We start from the raw sequence: 24,846 nt of genomic DNA, 5'->3' as shown, positions 1-24,846 counted from the left end.
CGCGTCGCGCCACATGCGAAAAGCCTTGCGCTGCGCGAAAAAGAAAAGCCCCGCAACCATGCGGGGCTTTTCCAACGAGGCCTAAGAGAGGAAGAGAAACGCCTCGTTTAATGGTTGACAGGAGCAAGCTCCCGCCAAGTATCTACTAGTTCAGACGCAGCTCGGTCGACGGAGCGAACAGGTGCATCTTGGACGGATCGATCTTGATCTTGACGATCTGACCAACCTTCGGCAGAGCACGCGGGTTCACGCGGATCGTGGTGAGCTTGTTCTGATCGGACATCAGCTGGCTCTCCTCGGCGGCGGAGCCGTCGGTGAGGATGTTGCCGTAGATGTAGCCGTCGGAGCCCAGATCTTCGACGTTCATGACCTTCAGGGAGAACGCGTTCGGATCATCCGGAGCGGCCAGGCCGGCATCTTCCGGACGGAAGCCGACAACGATCTGGCCGTTGTCTTCCGGAGTCAGCTTGTTGACGGCTTCGGCCGGCAGGTCGACGGTGTCTTCGCCGATCTTCGCCTTGCCGTTGACCACCGGGTGGGTGTTGATGTTCATCGACGGGGAGCCGATGAAGCCTGCGACGAAGACGTTGGCCGGACGATCGTACAGCTCGGTCGGAGCGCCGACCTGCTGCAGGATGCCGAGCTTGATGACGGCGATGCGATCGCCCATGGTCAGGGCTTCGGTCTGATCGTGGGTAACGTACAGGGTGGTGACACCCAGCTGACGCTGCAGAGCGGCGATCTGGGTACGGGTCTGCACACGGAGCTTGGCGTCGAGGTTGGACAGCGGCTCATCCATGAGGAAGACCTTCGGCTCACGGACGATTGCACGGCCCATGGCGACACGCTGACGCTGACCACCGGACAGAGCCTTCGGCTTACGGTCGAGGTACTCGGTCAGATCGAGGATCTCGGCGGCCTTCTCGACGCGCTTGCGGATCTCGTCCTTCGGGGTGCCGGCGATCTTCAGGGCGAAGCCCATGTTGTCGGCGACGGTCATGTGCGGGTACAGTGCGTAGTTCTGGAACACCATGGCGATGTCGCGGTCCTTCGGCTGCATCGTGGTGACATCCTTGCCACCGATGAGGATGCGGCCCTTGTTGACCTCTTCCAGGCCAGCGAGCATGCGCAGGGTGGTGGACTTACCGCAGCCAGACGGGCCAACCAGTACGAGGAACTCGCCGTCCTTGATATCCAGATTCAAGTCATCCACCGACGGCTTGTCGTTGCCCGGGTAGATACGAGTGACATGGTCAAATACGACTTCTGCCATGATATGGTCATCCTTTCAGAGGCAGGTACGTGCCTCACGATCCGTTGTAAAGGGATTGTTGTCTGTGCTTCAGCCTACGTTTTGACGACTTCGACAAACCGCAAACCTCAGCGTTAACTTTTCGTCTGGTCCATTGAAGGTTCTCTTCTTTGAGCCATGACTAACTATACACGGGAAAATGTCGACAACGACGTTTTTGCGGGATTTTTCTTGAAAAATATGATTCCATCGGCGTTTTCCACAGAATTATCCACAGTTGTGAACATCTTCCCGCTCATTGTGAGCTTGTGGATAACCGCGGACAACCGGCCCGCATCGAAATCCGAAATGCCGGGGAATCGCTGGGGCTCAGGGAGCGGACCCCGAATCCGGCCATCCTGTACAGTGGGTAACGCAGAAATAAAGGAGTGAAGCATGCTCAACATTCGAATTGGCGTGGTTGAAGACGACCCGGCAAGCTGCCAAAGGACGCTCGACTTCCTCAACCGGTACCAGCAAGAGAATGACGTGCGATTCACCGTATCCATTTTCGACGACGGCGAAGCCATCATCGAAAAATACACCCCCATATACGACATTCTGCTGCTCGACATAGAAATGGCCCATATGGACGGCATGGAAGCCGCCCGACGCATCAGGCAGCGCGACGACAGCGTCATCATCATCTTCATCACCGCGGCGCCGCAATACGCGATCAGCGGCTACGAAGTGCAGGCGTTGTCGTACCTGCTCAAGCCGCTTCCCTGGTTCGCGTTCTCCCAGGAGCTCAAACGCTCGATCGACATGATCCGCAAAAAAGCCGACGCCACGCTGCTCGTCGACACCTCCAACGGGCAGACCCGCATCGAACTGTCCGACATCATCTACCTCGAATCCATCCGTCACACCATCGTCATCCACACGCTCGGCGGCAAAATATCCATCAGCAGCACGTTGAAGGACCTGGAGGCCAAACTGTCGGAGCAGGGCTTCTTCCGGTCGAACTCATGCTATCTCGTCAACATGCGGCACGTCACCGGCGTCGAAGACCAGGATTGCATCATGTCCGACGGCGAACGCCTGCGCGTCAGCCGGCCGCGCAAGAAGGCGTTCCTCGCCGCCCTCACCGATTACATGGGAGGCAGTCGATGAACGTCACGCTCACCAATGCGCTGCCGGACATCCCCCGCCTTTTCACCGCGCTCTGCGAATGGCTCGCCTGCATCACCTACATCACCGTCATATACCGCCGCGTGCCATGGCGGCGCACGATCGCCGTATGCGCGATCGGCCTTGCGGCCATGATCGGCATCCAATACTTCAACGGCGCCATGCCGATCTGGTTTTGGGTCTTCGGCATGCTCATCGCCTTCGCCGGCATGTACGCGATCATCCTGCTCGGTGCAGGCAGCGGCAAACGCGAAACACTCTACATCACCGCCCGCGCGTTCATATTGGGCGAATTGGTGGCATCGCTGCACTGGCAGCTCGCGACATTCATCGGCGTATACGACGATGCCGGCGAATACGCGTTGCAGGCGGTCGTCATCCTGATCGCGACATACGCGATCTGCTTCATGCTGGCATGGTTCGCGGAACGCGGCAATTTCAGCGACACCGCGCCGACCATGCCAACGTCGTCGACCACGGTGATGACGTTGGCCATCACCATCGTGACCTTCGCCATGAGCAATCTGAGCTTCATCTCCACCAACACGCCCTTCTCCGGCACCGTCGGCCAGGAAGTGTTCTACATCCGCACACTGGTGGATTTCTGCGGATTCGCCATTCTCTACGCGCAGCAGGAGCAGTCGCAGCGGCTGGCCGCGAAAACCGAACTGGCGTCCATCAACGCGCAACTGGTCAGCCAGCATCAGGAATATCTGCAATCCAAGGAGAACATAGAATCGTTGGGCCGCCTCGCGCACGATCTGAAACATCAGATCGCGGCGTTGCGCGCCGAGGTCGATCCCGAGCACGTCGCCGCCGGCTTCGAACAGCTTGAAGCCTCCGTGCAGGAATACAGCGCGCAGCAGCACACCGGCAACCCCGTCTTGGACGTTATCCTGACGACGAAAACGCGAGTCTGCACCGAGCATGACATCACCTTGACCGCGGTCGCCGACGGCAAGCTGCTGTCCGGCATGTCGTCCATGGACATCGCCTCCCTGTTCGGCAACGCATTGGACAACGCCATCGAAGCGACGTCGCAGCTGCGCGACACCGAGCAGCGGCTCATCCGGCTGGCCCTCTACGGGCAGGGCCGCTTCACGGTGATCCGCGTCGAAAACTACTACGATTCCGCATTGAAAAAGGACGCCGAAGGCAATCTGCGCACCACGAAACGCAACGATGCGCACCGGCATGGATTCGGCGTCAAATCAATCCGGCACATCGCCCAGCAGTACGGCGGCGAAGTGACCATTCATTCGGAAGACCATTGGTTTGTCCTGACCATATTGCTGCCGCAGAACACCGGGAAGCATCCGCTGTCGCAATGACGGCACGCTCCGCGCGATGGCGATGACGATAGCGGCGACGCCGACGATAGCGGGCGAAAAATACCTGGAACATTCGGATATGAAATCGGGCTTCCCCGTAGGGAAGCCCGATTCGCGCTTTCGGGAATCGCGAGATGCCGGTCAGGCCTTCTTCTTCTCCGGTTCGCCTTCCGGGAAGATGATCTTGAAGACGAAGAAGAAGATCACCATCGAAACGCCGCCGGTGATGAACGTGACCAGCAGGTTATACACAGCCAGCGGCACGTATGCCTGAGCGATCGGCATCCACAGGTTGTTGAAGCCGTTGCAGATCAGAGAGATCACGATCCAGGCGATGAAGTACCACATGGCCTGGTAGACCGGGTTGCCGTGGCTCTTGAACGTGATGTTGCGCTGCAGCGGGAAGTTGATGCACTGAGCCAGGAACGAGCCGACCTCATAGCTGATGAAATAGCCCAGGCCACCGCCGATGACGACCGCGCCGGCCGAATCGTAGATGACGTTATAGCCGAGCAGGCTCCACGTGAATTCCACGCCGAACAGGTTCATGTCGATCTGCGGCCACATGAATTCCGTGCCGGCCAGGCCCTTGCCCAGCAGCGGCGGCATGAACGTGAACACCAGATACTGGAAAATCGTCACGCCCATGCTGAACACGAAGAAGTAGAAGATCTGATAGACCCACTTCGCCAGCACCGGATGGTCATGGGAGAACTTGCCCCATACGCCCAGCCACCACGCGACGAGCGCGTTGGAGCTCTCCTTCTTCACGGTTTCCTGATTGTTCTTCTCACTCATTTCTCAAGCTCCTTCGCTGTGCGCTTGTTTGCTGCCTGGTTGCGGAAGAATCCCGCAATCACGCCGCCGAGACCACGGAACGTGTGCCCGTTGGCGATCCGGACGATGGCATCGACCATTGCGGAGTCGACCATGCCCTGCGTCATCTTGCTCATGGCGCGCGGCGGCATGTTCAAGATGAACAACGTGTTCAGATCCGGGGAACCGGTCTTCTGCCGGACCTTCGCTTCACGGCTTACCAAGGTCTTGGCGACGGTGCGGGCCACAAACCCCTTGGAGTCGACCCAGGAGGAGATCGGGTCGTTCACGCCGAACGTCACCGGCTTGCCCGGGGCGATGACTTCGTGACCGAACAACGTCGCCATCTCGGCGTCGGTGACCTCCTTGACGCGGCCGGTCAGATATGCGCCCAGCGCCGGATCGGACGGCTTCGCGTCGATGTCGCCGGCGACCGCGAAACGGGTCTGCAGCGGCAGATTCTCCGCATTGTCGCCGACCATCAGCGTCCAGATGCCGGATTCGACCTTCCAGCCATCGGATGCGACGTCGAAATGGCGGAACGTGTAGCGATCGAATTCGATGCGCACGGTCTTGCTCTCGTGGGCCTCCAGCCAGACCTTCTTGAAGCCTTTCAGCTCACGGGCCGGACGCAGCACGCCGCCTTCGGCGCCCTTCACGTACAGCTGGGCGACGGTGGCGCCCGCAACGTCGGAATCGTTGGTGACGGTGAATTCCACGCCGGTTTCGTCGGCGGTCATGTTCGCATATGTGAACGTGCTGTAGCTCAGGCCATAGCCGAACGGGAAACGCACCGGCACGTCGGCCGTCTCGTAGTAGCGGTAGCCGACGAACGGGCCTTCGCGGTAGATCGCGTCGCGCCCGATCGCCGGATACCAGCCGGCGCTCGGGCAATCCTCGTAGCGCATCGGCCAGGTTTCAGCCAGGTGTCCGGACGGGTTGACCTCACCGGTCAGCACGCGGACGGCGGCGGAGGCGCCGGCCTGGCCGGACAGGCCGATATAGAGCACTGCGTCCACATCGTTCAGCCATGGCAGTTCGACCGGGGAGCCTGCGACCAGCACGATGACGATCGGCTTGCCGGCTTTCTTCAAGGCTTCGACCATGTCGTTCTGCACCTGCGGAATGGCCATCGTGGAACGGTCAAGGCCTTCGGATTCGCTGCGCTCGTCCAAACCGACGACTGCGATCACGACGTCCACGTCATTGCGGGAGGCCAGGGTGACGGCCTCGTCGATCAGAGCAGGATTCGCGGCGCCCTGGCGGTCATAGCCCTGGCTGTAGCCGGTGACGGCCACGGCATCGCTATTGCTCAGTTCGTCGAGCAGATTCTCTTCGCGAGTGGCGTTCACCTTCGACGAGCCGGTGCCCTGGAAGCGCGCGACCTTCGCCATGTCGCCGACGACCGCGGCGCGAACGCCCTTCTTCAGCGGCAGCGTCGCGCCCTCGTTTTTCAGCAGCACGCTGGCGTTCTCGGCGACATGGCGGGCGATCTCGTGATGCGACTTCGCCACGGCATCGGTCAGCAGATCGTCGCGGCCGACGCCTTCGGTCTTCGTCAGTTTCGCGATCTTCGCGACTTCCGCGGCACGTGCATTCAGATCGGCCTCGGACAGCGTGCCGGCGGTGACGGCACCGACCAGCTCGCGCACGGAGGTGTAGCCCGGAGACGGCATCTCCAGCGAGCCGCCGGCCTTCACCGCCGCGACTGCGGAATTGGAGCCGCCCCAGTCGGAGACGACCATGCCGTCGAAGCCCCACTCGTCGCGCAGGATATCCTGCAGCAGATGCTTGTTTTCGTGCGCGTACACACCGTTGATCTCGTTGTAGGAGGTCATGATCGTCAGCGGATTGGCTTCACGCACGGCGATTTCGAAGGCCGTCAGATAGATTTCGCGCATCGTGCGCTCGTCGACCACGGAATTGCTGGCCTGGCGGCGCAGCTCCTGGCTGTTGACGGCGAAATGCTTCGGGCAGGCGGCCACACCGTTGGACTGGATGCCGCGAATCAGACCGGAGGCCATGCGGCCGGCCACGATCGGGTCTTCGGAATAATACTCGAAGTTACGGCCGCACAACGGATTACGTTTGATGTTCAGGCCCGGGCCAAGCAGCACGTTCACATCCAGGTCGTGCGCCTCCTTGCCCAGCGCCTCGCCCATGGTCTGCGCCAATTCCGGGTCCCAGGAGCTTGCGACCGTTCCCGCGGTCGGGAAGCAGGTGGCCGGCTTGGAGGCGCCCAGGCCCAGGTGATCGCCTTCGCCCAGCTGGCGACGTACGCCGTGAGGGCCGTCGCTCATGACAAAGCTTGGAATGCCGGCCTTATCACTGCCGCGCGAGTCCCATTCGGACGCACCGGAAAGCATGGCGGCTTTCTCGACAACCGAAAGCTCTTCCAATTCCATTCGTTCTCCCTTGCACTGAACTATCTGTCGGTGCGAAGCCGCGATGCTGCATCGCACGCGATTCCGCCGCTATTCTGATTCAATCAGGATTGCGGGCGGAATAAAGGAAGAATTACACAACCTGTCATTTTGGTCGCACAATTGGTTGATGACAGACGCGACGGCGACCTCACCCCGATATCCGCCTAACCCCAGCCGACCCCGTCCTGACCAGTCATCGATCCAGACTCATCCAATCATCCGTCGTCTCTCACCAACCTCATCCCAGCCAACCTTGAAACATCCAAAAGTGCCGTCTTCAACGAAGACACTGCCCGAAATCGGACGTTTCAGACGGCCTTTACATCACTTTTTGCGCAGTGACCTCGTCCAAGACTGCGTTTTTGGACGTTTCCCCATCCGCCAAATGCACACAACATGGAAAACCGTCAAATTTTGAGGCCGCGCAATCAAACAACACATAAGAGGCCTCGAGAAAGCGATGCCTACACCGAATACCCAACCCGCTCATACGGCGACAAATGTTGCAGATCCGGCACGCCGGCACGCTCAAGCCTTGCTGCAAGCGCGGCGCCGCCAACGACATCGTCATAAGTCACATGAATGATTGCGCCGACACCGGCACGCTGCAATAATTCGTCGCGCCGCAGCTGTTCGCCCACCACCTGCGCCACATCACGCCGCTTCGTCATTGCGGGGTCAACATATTTGCGCATCCCGTCATATTCCAGCACAATAATGCGCCCATCCGGCGTATGCCATACGAAATCGGCGCGCGCCCTGTCATAGGAATTATTCGGATCGACGAAAACATGCTGCAATTGCGGTACGGCAAATCCCAATTCGATGATCATCGCACGACACAACGATTCCCCGCCGTTCTCACTGGCCGAATCCGCATAATGCAGCAAACGAAAAACCGGCCCGCAGTCGCATTTCAGGCGATCGCATATGTCTACGACCTCGCTTGCGGTCGCCGCCTGCAAGCGCAGCGCCGAATCGAATATCGGCAATGCCTCCGCAAACGAATACAGCAATCCGCAATCCACCAATGTTCGCGCAGGTGAAGTCATATGCATCTCGCATGGAAGACCGGCAACGGAGCACGTCATCGTATGATTCGCCAACGAATTCACATATATCCGTTTCAGCTGGCCGCGCGAGCGCTTTTCTCGATATGATTTCTCCACCGCGATATAAATATTGTTCGACCGATGCAGCGACCAGGGCTGTTCCCAACCGAATATTGCCGCCGCGCTGCTGCCTGCGAAAACCCTTTGCGGATATCGCATAGCCATACTGCGAACGATGTGCAGCGTACGGTCGACAGGATTCAGCGCATTCCAATATTCGGTGCGGGCATACGTATTTTTGTAGGCCGCAGTCAGCTGGCCGTTCTTCAAACGACGGCACACTGCATGACGGTCAGCACTATGCTGCACGGAGAAGCATCTTCGCTCCCGCTCCGCCTCTGCAATCATTGCCGTCAATCGTTGCTGCGCGCTCATATCACTATGGTGGAGGGCAAAGGGGATGTTGGGCAAGCGAAAAGCGGGACTGTGGTCGAATGGACGAGGATGCCGGCGTGTTGCGATGCCCGGTTGAGGCCGCGCTTGAAATTGATGCCGAGATTCCCTTGATATTGCAACGATCATGCAGCATGCCATCTTGTGCGGCCATTGTGGATAACTTGATTGGGACGTAGCAGATGCGGACTCCTGCAAACGGCTTCCGCGGCCGCTTGTCCTTTGTTTTCAGCCGCTTGTACTTCTGATTATGTCCAAAAGTGCCGTCTTCAACGAAGACACTGCCCAAAATCGGACGTTTCAGACGGCCTTTACATCACTTCTTGCGCAGTGGCCTCGTTGAAGACGGCACTTTTGGACATTTCCGGCTGGAATACGAAAACGGTCACGGTATCCGGGCAGGGATACCGTGACCTTTGTTATCGGGAGGAGGTAAGGCTATCGGTTCGCGCGGCGAGCGAGGAATCGCTTCACTGCAAGAACTTCAAGGCCGACCAGCAGCACGCCCAGAACGACGTCGACCACGATCGTCGCGATCTGCCATGACGGCATGTCCGCGTCAGGCTCGCCATCCGCATACCGCCAGCTGTTCACCGCCGTATACAGGATGTTGTGCGCGGCATCACGCATGGCGATCACCGACGTGGCCGAATCGTCGGTCACATGGTTCGTCGTTTCGGTCGTCGCCAGCATCGCGTCGGTGTGGCCGCGGATGATCTGATCGGCGTTCTGATAGGAGTAGTTCGGACCGCCGAAGTAGTCGGTCTCGAGGAATCCGCGGAAGCCCCACTCGTCACGCAGCACCGTCTGGTTCAGGCCGACATGGGCGCTGGCATAGGTGTTGCCGATGTAGTTGAAGGCACCCATCATCGCCTGGGCGTCGCCGTCGGCTTTCACGATGGTTTCGAACGGCTTCAGGTAGATTTCGCGGATCGCCTGCTCGTTCGACCAGGTGCACAGCTGTCCGTTGCGTTCGGTCTCCTGCTCGTTGAGCGCGAAATGCTTCGTGAAGGAGTACACGCCACGGTCGGCGGCGCCGAGCACCTGTTCGACGGCCAGATCGCCGGTCAGCACCGGATCTTCGGAGAAGTATTCGAAGTTACGGCCGCCGAACGCGCTGCGGTGGATGTTCACCGACGGGGCGTACCAGCCGGACACGTTCATCTCGTGGGCCATATCGCCGATGGTTTCGCCGAAGCGGCGGGCCAGGTCCTTGTTCCAGGAGCATGCCACCACGATGTTGCCGGGCAGGCCGATGGAGCTGACGCCGGTGAAGTTGTCCTTCAACGCGGCCGGTCCATCCACGTCGGACAGACGGATCTTGCCGATCGATTCGATGGCGGCGTTCTGGTAACCGGCGTTCGCGATCAGATTGTCCATCTCGTCGAAGGTCAGCTGGTCAAGCAGCAGGTCCCACTGCGCATCGTCATAATCCACTCCGCGCAGGTCCACCAGACGCAGGCCGTTGTCGGCGCCGGTGGTCGGCATCTCATCATCCGCATTGTCATGCTCGGCCGGATCATAGTTGCCGTTGTTGTAGAACGTGGCCTTGTACTCGTCGGACATGCTGAAATCGGTCGGCGCGGCGGTGGCTTCGGCATAGTTCGCGAAACCGTCCGCACGGGACAGATACGTCACGTCGCCACGGGCGTCGTCGAACACGTTCGTCGCCACGACCGCGTCGCCGTTGTGCGTGTTGCCCTCCGTGTCATAGGTGACGGTCTCCGGCACGTTCACGGTCGCGGAAGCAATCTCCTCGTGAGAGTCGGCGTTGATCGAGACCTGATAGTCGCCGGCCTCCAGCACCCACGCCTTCGCATCCTGATAGTCATAGGATGCCATGTCGTCGTCATCAAACGAAACGCTTACGGTCTGGGACTCGCCCGGCTCCAAAAGGTCCGTCTTCTCGAACGCGACCAGGTTCGCCGAGGCCTTCTCGATGCCGCCGTCGGTGTACGGCGGGTCGAAGTACGCCTGGACGACGTCCTTGCCGGCCACGTCGCCCGTGTTCGTCACGGTCACGTCGAAGCTCACCGTGCCGTCGGCATACGTCACATCACCCATATCCTGCGAGAACGTCGTGTACGACAGGCCGTAGCCGAACGGATACTGCACCACGTCGTCGTAGTCGATCAGCCCCTCGTCGGCGGCGGTCTCAAAGAAACGGTAACCGACGTAGATGCCCTCCACATAGTTCACGAACTTCGGGGAACGTAGGCCGCGGGCGGAGTCGATCTCGAACTCGCTGACGTTGTCGTACTGGAAGGCGCCGAAATTGTTCCAATTCGGGCTTGCCGTCAGATCGGTCAGGAAGGTGTCGGCGGTCTTGCCGGACGGATTGACCTCACCGGAGAGCACTTCGCCGAGCGCCGCGAAGCCGGCCTGGCCCGGGTGGGGGGCCCACAGCACGGACTTGATCTGCGGATAGTCGTTGAGGAAGCTCATTTCGAAAGCGTTCGCGCCATTGTAGACCAGCACGACGTCGTCGAAGTTGGAAGTGACCAGATCGATCATGTCGCGCTCGGAACGGCTGAGCTCCAGATAATGCTGGCCTTCCTCGAAGTCCTTGTAGTCGGCGGAGTTGTCGTTGTAGGTGACGCCTTCGGCGTTCATGTCGGTCGGCAGGTCAAGGCCTTCGCCGCCCAAGCGCCCCAGCACGATCATCGCGGTGTCGGAGAAATCCTTCGCATTGGCGATCAGATCGTCCCCGTAGGTCGCGGCGGCCGGCTCGGGAAGCGTCCAGTCGGCGGAGGTGACTGCGATGACGCCGCGTTCGGTGGCGTAATCGGTGTAGAAGGAGCTCAGCTCCTCATTGGTCTTGAAGCCGGCCTGATGCAGGCCGTCCAACAGCGATGTGGTCGGATAGGCATCGGACAGCGCACCGGAGCCGGTGCCGCCGTACACGGGGTTGGTGGAGGCCCAGCCGAACACGTTGATGCTGCCGGCATCGAGCGGCAGCATACCATCGTTGTTCTGCAGCATGGTGATGCCTTCGCGTTCGATGTCGATGGCCAGCTGATTGGTCTTGTCGATGGTCTCCTGCGTCAGCTCCTGCTTCTGCGCGGTGGCCATGGTGAGCATGTTGCTCAGCGGCCCCACCAGCATCATGTTGACGGAGACGATCGCGGCAACGGCCACGATGATCCAGCTGGTGGAATGAGCGAGCTTGCGTACCCGCCGCTCCGCCACGGTCTTGCGATTGACCGCAACGGTAAGCACAATGCCCAGGGCCAACGCCACTGCGATGACGATGAGCTGGGGCTGAATCGACTGGATGACGGCCTTGACGTCATCCATGTTGATTTCCAGCATGGCGATCCTTTCCTTGATCCTCTTCCTGAAATTCGCATCTGCGCGGATTCCGTAGCGATCTTCCGCTACTTGTATCCACGCTGTTGTGGATGCGTCCGACGCCATTCATTGTCAAAGAAAAGAACGTTCCGCGGTAATGCCCAGGCCGCATGACCAGCCATGCGACGATTGCATGCCTTTGTCGTACATGATATGAAATTCCGCTATTTTCCAATGATTTGCGGATGCATCATATATCGCCGCAATGCGTCGCGGGCTTCGGGATATGCAGTCCCCGTCCGATAACCTGTCGTTCACGATGCATAACCTGTCGCGGCGACACGCGGGGGACCGACAACTGGGAAAGCGGGGATACGAAAAGCGGGCCGGCCATCCATCGGGATGGCCGGCCCGCTTGTGCCGAAGGTAGTCACCGGGGCGTTTCCGCAGCCGCGGCGATCACCTTATGCCAGGAAGGGCTACCGGATCAGGCTTCGACCTTCGCGGCATCCTTGGCTGCCTTGCGGCGGCCGATGTAACGCTTGATGGTCAGCGCTTCCAGACCGATGACGAGAACCGCGGTCACGCCCCACACCACGTAGGTGATGGTCTGCCAGATCGGGGTTGCGACTTCCGGCTCGCCATCCGCGTACAGCCAGCTGTTGGCGGCCGTGTACAGGATGTTGTGGGTGGCGGTGCGCATCGCGATCACCGAGGTGGCGGACTTGTCGTCGATGTGGTTGGTGATGTCGGTGGTGGCCAACATCAGGTCGGTGCCGCCGCGGATCGCACGATCGGCGTCCATGTAGCCGTAGCCGCCGAAGTAGTCGGTCAGGACCATGCCGCGGAAGCCCCATTCGTCACGCAGAACGGTGTTGAGCAGTCCGGAGTGGGAGCCCGCCCATTCGGTGCCGATGTAGTTGAAGGAGCTCATGACCGCGCCGGTGCCGCCTTCCTTCACGGAGGCCTCGAACGGCTTCAGGTAGATCTCACGGATCGCCTGCTCGGTGGACCAGGTGTTGAGCATGCTCAGACGGTTGGTTTCCTGATCGTTCAGCGCGAAGTGCTTCATGAAGGCGTACACGCCCTTGGACTCGGCGCCGGCGACCTGCTGGGAGGCCATGGCCGCGGAGAGCGTGGCGTCTTCGGAGAAGTACTCGAAGGTACGACCGGCGAAGGCGTTGCGGTGGATGTTCATGGCCGGGGCATACCAGCCGGCGACGTGCATGTCATGGGCCATATCGCCGATGCCTTCACCGAAGCGGAGGGCCAGGTCCTTGTTCCAGGTGCAGGCCACGGAGGTGGAGGACGGGAAGCCGATGGAGCCGACGCCGGTGAAGTTGTTGTTCAGCGAGGCCGGACCGTCGACGTCGGTCAGGGCGACCTTGCCGATGGAGTCGATGGCCTGGGTGCCGTAGCCGCCGAAAGCGATCAGGTTGTCCATCTCTTCGAAGGTCAGCTGGTCGAGCAGCTGATCCCACAGCGGATCGTCATAATCCTTGCCGGTCAGATCCGCCAGTCGAACACCGTTGTTTGCGCCGGTGGTCGGCATCTCGTCGGAATCGTTGTCGTACACGGTCGGGTCGTAGTTCGAAGCGTTGAAGAAGGTGGCCTTCAGCTCGTCGGACAGCGTGTAGTTCGTCGGGGCGGCGGTGGCTTCGGCATAGTTCGCGAAACCGTCGGCGCGGGACAGGTAGGTCACATCGCCACGGGCGTCGTCGAAGGCGTTGGTCGCTGCGACGGCGTCGCCATCATGCGTGTTGTCGTCGGAATCATAGGTGACGGTTTCCGGCACGTTGACGGTGGCGTCGGCGATCGTCGTGTGGGAATCGGACTGGATGGAGATTTCGTAGTCGCCGGATTCCAGCACCCAAGCCTTGGCGTCCCGGTCGTCGTAGGAGGCCATGTCGTCGTCATCGAATTCGATGGTGATGGTCTGGGAATCGCCCGGTTCCAGCAGGTCGGTCTTCTCGAAGGCGACCAGGTTGGCGGAAGCCTTTTCGATGCCGCCGTCGGTGTACGGCGGGTTGAAGTAGGTTTCAACAACGTCCTTGCCGGCGACGTCACCGGTGTTGGTCACGGTCACGTCGAAGGAGACGGTGCCGTCGGCGTAGGTCACATCACCCATTTCCTGGGAGAAGGTCGTGTAGCTCAGGCCATAGCCGAACGGATACTGGACGACGGCATCGTAATCGATGGCGCCTTCGTCGGCGGCGGTCTCATAGAACTTGTAGCCGACGTAGATGCCTTCGACATAGTCCACGAACGCCGGGGAGGTTTCGCCTTCCTCGAAGTTCTCGGTGCCGAATTCGGTCATGTTTTCGTACTTGAAGTCGCCGGCGTTGTTGTAGCTCGGCTGCTGGGTCAGATCCTTGACGAAGGTGTCGGAGGTCTTGCCGGACGGGTTGGTCGTTCCGGCGAGCACATCGCCCAGAGCGGAGAAGCCGGTCTGGCCTGCCGGCGGGCACCACAGCACGGACTTGATCTGCGGGTACTCGTCGACGAAGCCCAGTTCGAAGGTGTTGGCGCCGTTGTAGACAACGGTGACGTTGTCGAAGTTGGAGGTGACCAGGTCGATCATGTCCCGTTCGGTCTGGGAGAGCTCCAGGAAGCTTTCGCCGTCTTCGAAGTCGGCGTAGTCGGTGGAGTTGTCGGTGTAGGTGATGCCTTCGGCCTTCATGTTCTTCGGAAGGTCGGCGCCTTCGCCGCCGACGCGGGCGATGACGATCAGGGCTTCATCGGAGAACGCCTTGGCGTCTTCGATCAGGGAATCGGAATACTGTGCGGCCGGCACTTCCGGCAGCGTCCAATCCTGTTCGGCCATGGCGACGACCGGGCGGTCGGCGCGATAGTCGGTGTACAGCTTGCTCAGATCGGCGTTGGTCTCGACGCCGGCTTCCTTCAGGCCGGCCAGCAGCGAGGTGGTCTCATAGTTCGCGTTCATGGAACCGGAACCGGTGCCGCCGTAGACCGGGTTGGTGGAGGCCCAGCCGAACACGTTGAGCTTCTTGTCGGCCAACGGCAGATTGCCGTCTTCGTTCTTCAGCATCGTGATGGCTTCGGACTGGATTTCCTTGGCCAGGTCGCTTGCGTTGGCGACAGTGGCTTCGCTCAGTTCGTACCTGGTGGCGGTGGCGCTGTTCAGCAGGCTTGCCAGCGGGCCGTACAGCATCATGGACACGGACACGACGACCGCGACCAGGAAGACCAGCCAGGATTCGGAATGGATCAGCTTACGAGTGGCCGCTTCCTTGACCGTCTTCTTGTTGACGGCGAAAGTCAGCACAAGCGCCAGCACCAGCACAACGGCGATGGCGATCAGCTGAGGGGTAAGCGAGGCAATGACATTGAGCACGTCACTCCAATTGATGCCGAGCATCTTTTCTCCTCCTTGTTCTCGATACTTCGACGACACGGACCGCGATTTCGCTATCGCCGCCTGGCAGGCATCGCGGAACACTGCCCCGTTCCGACGACGCCAAGGGTGGTGTTTGATCAGACTCACCATCGAGGATCGCTGCGCATACACGCCCTCATGTCGCTGCTTCGATTTCAGCAGATTCCTTTTTCCGTCGCATCATGCTCTGCACAGCCTGTCATTTCACTCGCATAATCTGCATATCCGATGACGCGGTCCACGCGCGCGATGATGCCGCGCCGAGAACGCGAACAGCTAGGATGGAGCCCATGAGCGATATGCATGCCTTGAATTTGGAGCCCGGTCAGATCGTGGGCGGCTATACGCTGGTTTCGCGCTTGGGGGCTGGCGCGATGGGCTCGGTTTGGCGCGTGCACGACGACGGCGGGCAGACGTATGCGATGAAGATCCTGCGCGATTCGCTTTCATCGGACGATGCGCAGGACGAACGGGAGCATCGCACGGCCCGCGAGCGCCTGCGCCGCGAGGCGATGGCGTTGCGGAAAGTGCGCCACCCCGGCGTGTGTTCGATCGTCGATATGGAATTGGACGATTCCCTCGCCTTCATCGTCACCGAATTGATCGAGGGCAAGAATCTGCGCGAAGACGTCGCCGCGAACGGCCGCTATGTGGGCGATGATTTGGAACGGCTGGCCCGTAAGCTGATCGCCGCGGTGAAGGCGGTGCATGCGGCCGGCATCGTGCATCGCGACATCAAGCCGACGAATGTGATGGTGGCCGCGAGTGGACCCGTGCTGGTGGATTTCGGCATTGCGATGGGCGAGGGCGAAAGCCATGTGACGCGCACCGGCCTGGTGATGGGCACGCCGGGATTCATTGCGCCGGAAATCATCGAGGGCGCGGATTCCGACGAGACGACCGATTGGTGGTCGCTGGCGTCGGTGCTGGCGTTCGCGGCGACCGGCGCGCCGGTTTTCGGCACGAAGCCGATGATGGCGGTGCTGGAGCGCGCCGCTTCGGGCAATGCGAATCTGGCCGGCTTGCCGCCGCGCACGATGGCGGCGTTCCGTGCAGCGCTGCATCCGGATCGCGCGCAGCGCTGCACGCCGGATGAATTGCTGCGGATGATTTCGTTGGATGCGCTTGATCCCGCCGCCTGGCAGACCACGGAAGACGCGCCGGCGGCGGACGACGAGGGGATGATGCGCCCTTTTGACGGCGCATCGGAAGACAATCCGCGCCGATTATGGGGGAACGAAGATATTGACGATGCCGTCGACGTCGATGATGACGATACCGATGACAGCGACGTCGGTCGCGCCGCCGCCATGGCCGATACGATATCGGATGCGCCGGCGACGCGTCCCGCAAGAATCGCCATGTCCTGCGCGACCGCCGCGATGCCGGCCGTTGCAGCGGCGCCGCCGTCGGACACGACATCGGTGTTGCCGTCCGCGGCGACGTCGGTATTGCCTGCCGGGAACGCCAAGCCCGGCACGGCGACTTCGGTCATGCCGCAATCCCCGCCGCCGCAGACGGCTGTGATGCGGACCGCCGCATTGCCGCCGTCGTGCGGGGCCGCCGAATCCGCTTCCCGTCCGGCATATATGGCGTCGCAGTATGAGCCTCCGCAATATGACGCGTCTCGAATCGCGGCCCCGCAATACGGGACGCCCCAGACGCCGCCGCAGCCGTCGCCGGCGTCACAGGCGTCGCCGAATCCCGCGATCATCGCAAGAAACCGTTACATGTCGCGCAGCACATTGCCGCGTCTGCTGCTGGCGGTTCCCGTGATGGCCGTCGGCGCGATCGGCCTGCATTGGGGCCTTCTGTGCGCCGCGATCGCGGTATGGCTCGTCTCGACGTACGGATGCAATGTGGACGCGCAGCTGGCGCGGCAGGAACGCCGCGTCGACGGCGCGAAGCACGGTTTTGACTGGCTGCTGCGCATCGGCGCGCTGCCATGGCATATCGTACGGGCCGCCGGCATTACGGTTACGCGCGCGCTGATCATGGCCGGCGTCGGCGCCGCGCTGTTCGCCGTTCTCATGATCGCGCTGCATCTGCCGTATGCGATATGGAATATCGGGGTGTTCGGCTGGACCGTGCGGTTGCCCGTTCCCGTCGATGGCACGTTTTCCCAAACCGGACTGGCTCGCGCGGCATCATGCGCGGCGGGCTGGCTGGCAGCGGCTTTCGCCCCCGGCGGAACCCTGCTGGCATTGGGCGCGGGGCGGCTTCGCGGAAAGGCCGTATGAAGGCCGTGCGGCAAGGCCATATGAGGCGCGTCCTACCGGCGATAATCGTTCTCCGTTTGCGCGTGTCCGCGAACGATCGGCGCATGATCCGCGAATGACCGCCGCGATCCGGATATGCCAGCATTCCGTTATCATGAGCGTGAATCGTATGGGAAAGGACCATATATGCCACAGGATCCAGGCAAAGCAGCAAAACGCCAATCCCGTGCCGAACGTCGCGCGGCCGAAGCCGCCGCGATGAAGGCGCAGGCCGAGCGGGCGGCGAAGGAGCGCAAGCAGCAGACGCTGATCGGCGCCATCGTCCTCGCCATCGTCGCCATCCTGATCATCATCGGCGCGGTTTCGGTGTATCGTGCGACGCATCCCGACGATGCGACCGACAGCGTCACCATCGAACAGGCCTACGACCAGCTGCAGAATGTGTCCGTCAAGCCGGAGCGCGCCGACGACAAGGGCGGCATCCTGGTTTCCCGGAACGGCTACGGCACGCCGGTGGAAGGCGCACCGACCGTTGCGCTGTATATGGATTTCATGTGCCCCGGCTGCGGCAGCGTGCATCGTTCGCTGGATGAGGGTCTTATGGACATGGTCAAGGCCGGCCAGATCAATGTGGAACTGCATTTCATGTCGTTCATGGACCGCCTGTCGACCGACGAATATTCCAGTCGCGCGGCGAATGCCGCGCTGTATCTCGCCGACCACGACGACGATCCGATGCATCTGCTGACCTTCGTCGAAAACCTGTACGCCGAGGATTTCCAGCCGGAGGAAGGCTCCGCCTATGAGCCGGTAAGCGACGACCGGATCAAGCAGCAGATGGTCGACGCCGGCGTCTCACCGCAAGTGGCGGACGCCGCGTTCGGCCGCGAATATCAGGATTGGCTTGACGCCGTCAACCTGTACACGCCGAAGCGCTCCGAACTGTGGAACACCAGCGGCAGCTACAAGGGGTCGATGACCACGCCGACGCTCACCATCAACGGCACGCATTGGGATCTGAACGAGGTCGCCGCCGCCGGCATGACGATATACGACGGCCTGCTGGAATCGATCGGCCTGTCCTCCGATGAGGTCGGCGACGCCGATGTGATGCCGTCCATCGGCGCCGACGGCGAGCCGATTTCCAATATGACCGGGGAATGATTTCGACGCCGTTCAGGCGATTCCGGATGGCATCGGACCGCCTGAACGGCATGGGGCAGCAGCATCCCGCACCGCCGATCCGATTCGGTTTGTGGCCTTGTCATAGGTGCTGGTAAGCTGTTCCCTGTTCCTTTCACCGCATGAAAGGAACAGGGAACAAGCGCCTCCTTAGCTCAGATGGCCAGAGCGGCCGCCTTGTAAGCGGCAGGTCGTCGGTTCGATCCCGACAGGAGGCTCTCCTGATGTAGACAATCGCGTATGATGGATACATACATGGTTGCCGCCATGCAGCAAGTCTTACCCCGAGTAAGTCAAAATCCAGAAGCCGTTTCCCCCCTAACTCATGGCTTCTGGTAACCGGACGAAGCGTTCCCCAACCTGCTTCGTCCGTATGGGGTGCGGGACATCCCCTTCTCTCCCGCACCCCTTCTACTTTCATTCCCCGTCCATTCCCGCACCGGAGGCATCTTTCCGTAAAACCTTGCGCCTGATGTGCGGGTATGGTTGTGTTTCCCGACTCGTAAGGCGCGGCGGCGACCTGCACGATACAATTACGTGCGTTGAATCAGACCGCTGGAAAGAGGTGTCATGGCGCGTAGGTGGACTCCGCAACGGTTCGTCATGCTTCGCCGCGTCCGCGTGGCCGCATGCGCCGCCGCTCTGGTGCTGGCGTCGGGCATCACGTTCGGCGTTACCGCACGTAAGACGGTGGCCCTTACCGTCAACGGCGAAACCGATACGGTGACCACGTATGCGATGAGCATCGACCGGCTGCTTGACGAACAGAACGTCGACGTCAAAACGCATGACGTCGTCGTCTCCACATCCGGCGAAACGCTCGCCGATCATGCGGTGGTGACGGTGCAAAGCGCGTATCAGACGACGATCACGATAGACGGAACGGAAGTGCCGTTCTGGACGGTGGCGACCAGCGCCGAACAGCTGCTGGGATTCTTTGAAGCGAACGAAATCGAGGCCTCACGCATCACCGTCAATATCGACAACGTGTACAACCAGCTCACCGGCGGCCTGTCCATCAACGAAGACGGTCCGGTAACGGTCATCGCCGACGGAAAAAGCTCGATCGCGCCGAACGGCAAGCTTCCCGCGGCCTCGATCCTCGATTCCAAAGGCATCGTGCTGAACAGGGAGGATCGCGTCAGCGTCGAAAAGAACGACGGCGGGACCGTTCTGCGCGTCCGCCGCGTCACGCACGGCCAGGAGACGCGCACGAAAACCGTGCCGTTCGGCACCATCACCATCGTCGACCCCGCTCTGGCGCCCGGCCAGGTCGTCATCCGCCGGCAGGGCGAAAACGGCGAAGTACAGCAGATGTATGACGTCACCTATGTGGATGGCGAGATCGAAAGCGAAAAGATGACCGGCGAAACCACGACGAAGATCGCCGTCGACCAGGTGATCGCGGTGGGGCCGGACGCATCGACGCCAAGCGGCGGCGCTGCCGACGGCGGCATCGGCACAGGTACAGGTGATGACGGAAACGGCAGCACCAACGCCGGAGACAATGGCGAGGCCGACGGCGGCGACGCCGATGATGACGCGAACGACGGCACCGACAATACAGGCGACGCCGATAACGACGCCGGCAACAGCGGTGACGCCGCCAATGATGCAGGCGACGCCGGAGACGGCGGCTCCGATAACGCGAACGATTCCGGCAATGGCGACGCCGACGGCAATACCGGCGATAGCGGCGGCGCCACGGATAATGGCAGTTCCTCCGGTGGCGGCGTCGACATGTCGCAGTACCGCCTCTATCGTCCGACGCCCGCGCAGGCGCAGGCGTATGCCGCAGGCGCGGCGGCCCAATACGGCTGGACCGGTCAGAATTGGACGGATCTGGTCAAATTGTGGACGCGCGAATCGTCGTGGCTGTGGTATGCGGAGAATCCATACTCCGGCGCATACGGCATCCCCCAGTCGCTGCCGGCGAACAAAATGGCGACGTTCGGCGCTTTGTGGCGTGACGACGCCGCCGTGCAGATCGACTGGGGCTTGAATTACATCGCCCAGGCCTACGGTTCGCCGTCCAAAGCGTGGGCGCATTCCGAAGAAGTCGGCTGGTACTGAGGACAGCCGCACCCGCATGGCCGCACCCGCATAGAGCACATGACAAAGCAGACGAGAAACGGCAGGAAAGAGAAGACATGACCGACACCAACGAATACGAAGCCGGCGAAGGCCGTCTGTTGGGCGCGGCGGACATCCGCCGCATCGCCGCCGACGCGGGCATCAGCCCGACGAAGAAATTCGGCCAGAATTTCGTCATCGACCCCGGTACGGTGCGTCGCATCGTGCGCGAAGCCGGCGTCGCCGCGGGCGATCATGTGCTGGAGGTCGGCCCCGGCCTGGGCTCGCTGACATTGGCGATCCTGGAAACCGGCGCGCATATGACCGCGGTCGAAATCGACCCGCCGGTCGCCGAACGTCTTCCACGCACCATCGGCGAATACATGCCGGAAGCGCTCGACCGTTTCCGCGTCGTCAATATGGACGCGCTGTCCGTCACTCCCGAAAACCTGCCCGATTTCAATGGCGACGGGCATTTCACGCTTGTGGCGAATCTGCCGTACAACGTGGCGACGCCGATTCTGCTGACGCTGCTGGAACGCTTCGGCAATCTCGACACCTTCCTCGTGATGGTGCAGAAGGAGGTCGCCGACCGTCTTGCGGCCACTCCCGGCAGCAAGATCTACGGCACGCCCAGCGTGAAGCTGGCTTGGTACGGCACAGCCGGGCGGGCCGGCAACATCGGGCGTAACGTGTTCTGGCCGGCGCCGAACGTCGATTCCGCGCTGGTCTCGTTCAAACGCCACGCCGTCGGCGAAGGCCCGCTGGCCGGCCTCGACCTGGATGCGCAGGCGGAGGAACGACTGCGCAAGCGCGTGTTCGAGCTGATCGACGCCGCCTTCGGACAGCGTCGCAAGACGCTGCATGCGGCTTTGAAGAAAACCGTTCCCGCCGAAGCCTTCGACAAGGCCGGCATCGACGCGACGCGACGCGGCGAAACGCTGACCATCGATGAATTCGTCGCGTTGGCGCGTGCCGTCGAAGATCGCGAAGATCGCTGAGGCGCATTATGACCGCGAAATCCACCATGCAGGACCTTCCTTCCATCATCAGCGTCGACTGCCCCGCGAAAACCAATCTGACGCTGCATGTCGGCACAGCGCGCACGGAATGGGGCGGACGCCACGAATTGGACACGCTGTATTGCGCAATCGGCGTCTACGACACCGTCACCGTCGAAGCGAAACCGCCAAAAGCGGGCTTTTCGCTGCAATTGGAAGGCGCGCATCTGGGCGACCTCGCCTCCTCACGCAGCGACATGCGCCGCAATCACGCCGTGCTGGCGCTATTCGCCATGTCACAGGCCTGCGGGCATGATCCCGATGTGTCGATCAGCATCACGAAACGCATTCCCGTCGGCGCGGGTCTTGCCGGCGGCTCCGCCGATGCCGCGGCAACGATACTCGGCTTGAATGAATTGTGGGGATTGCATTGGCCGATCGAACGGCTGCGCGAGGTCGCCGCGACATTGGGCGCCGACATGCCGTTCTGCCTTTCCGGCGGGTATGCGCGCGGCACCGGTTTCGGCGAGCGCATCGAAATGCTGTCGGACGACGGCGATGCCGTGGCGGATTTGCGCCGGCAAGGATATGCGGGGACCGTGTTGGTCGGCGCATACAAGGCCGAATTGCGCACGCCGGAGGTGTATGCGACGTTTGACGTGACGGGCGCGGGCGAAGGCGACGACAATCATCTGCAGCGCGCCGCCGTCTCGCTGCATCCTCGCAGCGGGCAGGCGATCGATGCGGCTCTGCGGGCCGGCGCCGCACACGCGTTCGTTTCCGGATCGGGCCCTTCGGTGGTGGCCTTCGCGACCGATGACGCCGCCGACGCGATACGTGACGTCTGGAAGGAGCATCGCTGCGTCGACCGCATCATCACGGCCGCCGCTCCGGCGAAGCCGATCGTCACGGTCGTCCGATGATCGCGGCATCCGACAGCGTCATCCTTTGACGCTATGGTGATAACAATTGCTTGCCGGATGGAGGAATGGCATGACTCAGATCTTTGATGAGCGCACGGCTCGCAAACGCTATGTACAACGCCGCCAGAAAAGCGTGATTCTTCTTACGTCTGCGCTGCTTGCGGTGATATTCGTCATCGCATCGCTGTTCTTCTTCCATGTGGGGGGCCTGGGCCGGCCCACTTCGGAACGGGTGCTGCCGAACTACGGTCAGACGGCTCCGTGCAGCGTCAAAGGCGGGGACGGCTCCGACGCCGTATATGAGAAGAACAACAACATCCAGGTGCGGGTGCTGAACGGCACCGCATTCTCCGGCTTCGCCGGCGCGGTCAGCGAAGCGCTGCAGCTGCGTGAATTCAGCATGCAGGAAGTCGGCAACTACACCAGCACGAACGTCAAGCGCACGCAGATCCTGTTCGGCGTCAATACCATCAATCAGGCGTATACGCTGGCCAGCAACTTCACCGACGCGGTCATGATAATGGATGACCGCCAGGATGCCGTCATCGACGTGGTGCTGGGCGCCACCTTCGAAGATCTGAAGGATCTGGAGGATGTTCCGGAGGCCGGCACGAAGATCCAGGACATCGAAGGCTGCGTCGCAGCGGATTCGATGACCGACCTGCCGTCATCCGGCGGGCAGGGCGCCGGCGCCGACCAGGCCACGGACCCCAACGCCGCGCAGGGCGCGGAAGGCTGACGGCCGTCCTATAGACGGATGTGGCCCGCATCATATCGATGACGCGGGCCACATCCGTATCAGGTCAGGCCGCTGAGATCTCCCCATACCAGCGCTTCAATTCGGCGACGGCGACGTCGTGTTCGACCGGGCCGTTATCGAGACGGTATTCCAGCATGTGCTTGTAGGCCCGGCCGACCATCGGGCCGGGGGCCAGGCCAAGCAGTTCCATGATTTCGTTGCCGTCCACATCCGGGCGGATGGCGTCGAAATCCTCCTTCTCCTTCAGGTCGCGCACGCGCTGTTCCATTTCGTCCATCGCGGCGGCGAACGTCATGGCCTTGCGTCGGTTCTGCGTGGTCACGTCGGCGCGGGTCAGACGGTTCAGACGCTCATACAGGTGGCCCGCATCCTTGACATAGCGGCGTACCGCGGCATCCGTCCACGGCTCTTCCACATAGCCGTGGAAGCGCAAGTGCAGATTCACCAGGTTGGCGACGTCCTCGACCATATGATGGTCGAAATGCAGCGCCTTGAGACGCTTGCGCGTCATTTTCGCGCCGACCGCGTCATGATGATGGAAGCTGACCTTGCCGCCCGGCTCGAAACGCCGGGTCTTCGACTTGCCGATATCGTGCACCAGCGCCGCCAGGCGCAGCGTCAGATCGGGAGCGGGCACGGGGCCGTTCTCGTCGGTTTCCAGCGCCACAGCCTGATCGATGACGGTCATCGTATGCTGGAACACGTCCTTGTGACGATGGTGTTCGTCGATTTCCAGCTGCAACGCCGGAATCTCCGGGAACACGATATCGGCGAGCCCGGAATCGACCAGCGCTTCGATGCCCGCCCGCGGGCGGTCCGACAGCAGCAGCTTCGTCAGTTCGTCGCGCACGCGCTCCGCGGAAACGATCGAAATGCGGTCGACCATGTCGACGATCGCCTCCGCCGTCTCCGGCTCGATGCGGAATCCCAGCTGGGCGACGAAACGCACCGCACGCATCATGCGCAGCGGATCGTCGTCGAACGACTGGCGTGGATCGACCGGCGTGCGCAACACGCCCTTCGCCAGATCGTTCGCGCCGCCGAACGGATCGACGAATTCCAGATCGGGCACACGCAGCGCCATCGCATTGACCGTGAAATCGCGACGCGACAGATCGCCTTCCAGCGTGTCGCCGTAATTGACTTCCGGCTTGCGGGAATCCGGGTCATACACGTCCGAACGGTATGTGGTGATCTCCACCTGCACTTCGGTGCCGTCATCGCGACGCCGCATGGCTCCGAGCGTGCCGAATTTACGGCCCATATCCCAGAATCCGTCACGCCCCCAATGGCGCAGAATATGTTCGAATTCCTCGGGACGCGCCGATGTGCAAAAATCCAGGTCATGAGACTTGCGGTGCAGCAGCAAGTCGCGCACCGGCCCTCCGACCAATGCCAATTCATACCCCTCATCGGCGAACAGCCGCCCTAATTCAATGGCTTCAGGCCATACTTCGAAGTTCACGCCTACCCTTTCCGGCACAAGTTTTATGCATTTAC

Annotated in this window: 15 protein-coding genes and 1 tRNA gene; 9 read left to right on the top strand and 7 right to left on the bottom strand. The window is 61.4% G+C overall.

All coding sequences use genetic code 11. The features are described from left to right. Window positions 1-145: 145 nt before the first annotated feature. On the bottom strand, window positions 146-1,273 hold the full coding sequence (locus AC1AX7_RS05115) for an ABC transporter ATP-binding protein (protein WP_476509007.1): 1,128 nt from the start codon (window positions 1,271-1,273) through the stop codon (window positions 146-148). Between the two features lie 414 nt (window positions 1,274-1,687). Here AC1AX7_RS05115 and AC1AX7_RS05110 point away from each other — a divergent pair, with 414 nt between their 5' ends. Together AC1AX7_RS05110 and AC1AX7_RS05105 are read left to right on the top strand one after the other, a co-directional pair. Beyond that, the gene (locus AC1AX7_RS05110) at window positions 1,688-2,404 is read left to right on the top strand and encodes a LytR/AlgR family response regulator transcription factor (RefSeq protein WP_476509006.1); all 717 of its coding nucleotides are present in this window, start codon (window positions 1,688-1,690) and stop codon (window positions 2,402-2,404) included. Further along, window positions 2,401-3,753 (top strand): GHKL domain-containing protein, encoded by a 1,353-nt coding sequence (locus tag AC1AX7_RS05105; RefSeq protein WP_476509005.1) that lies wholly within the window; start codon window positions 2,401-2,403, stop codon window positions 3,751-3,753. Before AC1AX7_RS05110 ends, AC1AX7_RS05105 begins: the two co-directional genes overlap by 4 nt. A 141-nt stretch (window positions 3,754-3,894) precedes the next feature. Here the strand turns inward: AC1AX7_RS05105 and AC1AX7_RS05100 are convergent, their stop codons facing one another. The 5 genes from AC1AX7_RS05100 to AC1AX7_RS05080 form a co-directional block, all read right to left on the bottom strand. After that, window positions 3,895-4,551, bottom strand: a complete 657-nt coding sequence (locus AC1AX7_RS05100; RefSeq protein ID WP_476509004.1) for a hypothetical protein — start codon at window positions 4,549-4,551, stop codon at window positions 3,895-3,897. Continuing rightward, window positions 4,548-6,974 (bottom strand): beta-glucosidase GluB, encoded by a 2,427-nt coding sequence (gene gluB / locus AC1AX7_RS05095; RefSeq protein WP_476509003.1) that lies wholly within the window; start codon window positions 6,972-6,974, stop codon window positions 4,548-4,550. The genes AC1AX7_RS05100 and gluB overlap by 4 nt, the downstream gene beginning before the upstream one ends. A gap of 485 nt (window positions 6,975-7,459) precedes the next feature. Further along, on the bottom strand, window positions 7,460-8,629 hold the full coding sequence (locus tag AC1AX7_RS05090; RefSeq protein ID WP_476509002.1) for a CTP synthase: 1,170 nt from the start codon (window positions 8,627-8,629) through the stop codon (window positions 7,460-7,462). Between the two features lie 309 nt (window positions 8,630-8,938). Beyond that, window positions 8,939-11,812 carry a glycoside hydrolase family 3 C-terminal domain-containing protein gene (locus tag AC1AX7_RS05085; RefSeq protein WP_476509001.1) on the bottom strand — a complete coding sequence of 958 codons (2,874 nt, stop codon included), beginning with the start codon at window positions 11,810-11,812 and terminating at the stop codon, window positions 8,939-8,941. A 466-nt stretch (window positions 11,813-12,278) separates the two neighbouring features. Then, window positions 12,279-15,170 (bottom strand): glycoside hydrolase family 3 N-terminal domain-containing protein, encoded by a 2,892-nt coding sequence (locus AC1AX7_RS05080; RefSeq protein WP_476509000.1) that lies wholly within the window; start codon window positions 15,168-15,170, stop codon window positions 12,279-12,281. A 299-nt stretch (window positions 15,171-15,469) separates the two neighbouring features. On the opposite strand from AC1AX7_RS05080, the gene AC1AX7_RS05075 reads away from it, so the two are divergent. The 7 genes from AC1AX7_RS05075 to AC1AX7_RS05045 all read left to right on the top strand — a co-directional run bounded on the left by AC1AX7_RS05075 (window position 15,470) and on the right by AC1AX7_RS05045 (window position 23,325). Next, entirely contained in the window at window positions 15,470-17,428 is a 1,959-nt protein-coding gene (locus tag AC1AX7_RS05075) for a serine/threonine-protein kinase (RefSeq protein WP_476508999.1), read from the top strand. A gap of 165 nt (window positions 17,429-17,593) precedes the next feature. Next, the gene (locus AC1AX7_RS05070) at window positions 17,594-18,571 is read left to right on the top strand and encodes a DsbA family protein (RefSeq protein WP_476508998.1); all 978 of its coding nucleotides are present in this window, start codon (window positions 17,594-17,596) and stop codon (window positions 18,569-18,571) included. A gap of 162 nt (window positions 18,572-18,733) precedes the next feature. Continuing rightward, window positions 18,734-18,807, top strand: a tRNA-Thr gene (locus AC1AX7_RS05065). 352 nt (window positions 18,808-19,159) lie between these two features. Then, window positions 19,160-20,662: an aggregation-promoting factor C-terminal-like domain-containing protein gene (locus AC1AX7_RS05060; protein ID WP_476508997.1), complete on the top strand. Its 1,503-nt coding sequence runs from the start codon at window positions 19,160-19,162 to the stop codon at window positions 20,660-20,662. 77 nt (window positions 20,663-20,739) lie between these two features. Further along, window positions 20,740-21,663 (top strand): 16S rRNA (adenine(1518)-N(6)/adenine(1519)-N(6))-dimethyltransferase RsmA, encoded by a 924-nt coding sequence (rsmA, locus tag AC1AX7_RS05055; protein WP_476508996.1) that lies wholly within the window; start codon window positions 20,740-20,742, stop codon window positions 21,661-21,663. Window positions 21,664-21,671: 8 nt separating this feature from the next. After that, window positions 21,672-22,586, top strand: coding sequence for a 4-(cytidine 5'-diphospho)-2-C-methyl-D-erythritol kinase (locus AC1AX7_RS05050; RefSeq protein ID WP_476508995.1), 915 nt, complete (start codon window positions 21,672-21,674; stop codon window positions 22,584-22,586). A gap of 70 nt (window positions 22,587-22,656) precedes the next feature. Further along, window positions 22,657-23,325: a LytR C-terminal domain-containing protein gene (locus AC1AX7_RS05045; protein ID WP_476508994.1), complete on the top strand. Its 669-nt coding sequence runs from the start codon at window positions 22,657-22,659 to the stop codon at window positions 23,323-23,325. Window positions 23,326-23,389: 64 nt separating this feature from the next. Here the strand turns inward: AC1AX7_RS05045 and AC1AX7_RS05040 are convergent, their stop codons facing one another. Continuing rightward, entirely contained in the window at window positions 23,390-24,811 is a 1,422-nt protein-coding gene (locus AC1AX7_RS05040) for a CCA tRNA nucleotidyltransferase (protein WP_476508993.1), read from the bottom strand. Window positions 24,812-24,846 lie beyond the last annotated feature (35 nt).

It is taken from the genome of Bifidobacterium sp. LH_449 (genome assembly GCF_056356755.1).
Note: the sequence above shows the minus strand (reverse complement) of the source record. Positions and strands in the feature narration are given on the sequence as shown.

Bases quoted from the DNA above. Each gene is read 5' to 3' on its own strand.
- AC1AX7_RS05115 (WP_476509007.1), bottom strand. From the start codon at position 1,273: ATGGCAGAAGTCGTATTTGACCATGTCACTCGTATCTACCCGGGCAAC.
- AC1AX7_RS05110 (WP_476509006.1), top strand. From the start codon at position 1,688: ATGCTCAACATTCGAATTGGCGTGGTTGAAGACGACCCGGCAAGCTGC.
- AC1AX7_RS05105 (WP_476509005.1), top strand. From the start codon at position 2,401: ATGAACGTCACGCTCACCAATGCGCTGCCGGACATCCCCCGCCTTTTC.
- AC1AX7_RS05100 (WP_476509004.1), bottom strand. From the start codon at position 4,551: ATGAGTGAGAAGAACAATCAGGAAACCGTGAAGAAGGAGAGCTCCAAC.
- gluB (WP_476509003.1), bottom strand. From the start codon at position 6,974: ATGGAATTGGAAGAGCTTTCGGTTGTCGAGAAAGCCGCCATGCTTTCC.
- AC1AX7_RS05090 (WP_476509002.1), bottom strand. From the start codon at position 8,629: ATGATCGTTGCAATATCAAGGGAATCTCGGCATCAATTTCAAGCGCGG.
- AC1AX7_RS05085 (WP_476509001.1), bottom strand. From the start codon at position 11,812: ATGCTGGAAATCAACATGGATGACGTCAAGGCCGTCATCCAGTCGATT.
- AC1AX7_RS05080 (WP_476509000.1), bottom strand. From the start codon at position 15,170: ATGCTCGGCATCAATTGGAGTGACGTGCTCAATGTCATTGCCTCGCTT.
- AC1AX7_RS05075 (WP_476508999.1), top strand. From the start codon at position 15,470: ATGGAGCCCATGAGCGATATGCATGCCTTGAATTTGGAGCCCGGTCAG.
- AC1AX7_RS05070 (WP_476508998.1), top strand. From the start codon at position 17,594: ATGCCACAGGATCCAGGCAAAGCAGCAAAACGCCAATCCCGTGCCGAA.
- AC1AX7_RS05060 (WP_476508997.1), top strand. From the start codon at position 19,160: ATGGCGCGTAGGTGGACTCCGCAACGGTTCGTCATGCTTCGCCGCGTC.
- rsmA (WP_476508996.1), top strand. From the start codon at position 20,740: ATGACCGACACCAACGAATACGAAGCCGGCGAAGGCCGTCTGTTGGGC.
- AC1AX7_RS05050 (WP_476508995.1), top strand. From the start codon at position 21,672: ATGACCGCGAAATCCACCATGCAGGACCTTCCTTCCATCATCAGCGTC.
- AC1AX7_RS05045 (WP_476508994.1), top strand. From the start codon at position 22,657: ATGACTCAGATCTTTGATGAGCGCACGGCTCGCAAACGCTATGTACAA.